At 39.3% G+C, this 211-nt stretch carries 1 protein-coding gene; it reads left to right on the top strand.

Translation table 11 applies throughout. The annotated features are described in order from the left end of the window. Positions 1 to 15 precede the first annotated feature (15 nt). Positions 16 to 211: cation transporting ATPase C-terminal domain-containing protein (locus NE637_RS15720; protein WP_256267857.1), on the top strand; the 196-nt coding region annotated here is incomplete at its 3' end.

Here is a 211-nt window from a genome sequence, read left to right as displayed (position 1 = left end):
ATTAGGGGAACAGTTATGGGAGCGATGGTTTATCTTGGATTTCTCCTAGCTGCTCAAAATGGATTGAACGCTAGTGAAGCACAAACAGTTGCATTTCTGACTTTAGTTTATGGACAATTATGGCATGTATTTGATGCGAGAAGTTCAAGAACATTGTTCAGACGCAATCCTTTTGGGAATATTAGACTTGTTGGAGCAGTGTTATTTGCAG

The sequence above is a fragment of the Desulfovibrio desulfuricans genome, assembly GCF_024460775.1.
GTDB classification, from domain to species: domain Bacteria; phylum Desulfobacterota; class Desulfovibrionia; order Desulfovibrionales; family Desulfovibrionaceae; genus Desulfovibrio; species Desulfovibrio desulfuricans_E.
Note: the sequence above shows the minus strand (reverse complement) of the source record. Positions and strands in the feature narration are given on the sequence as shown.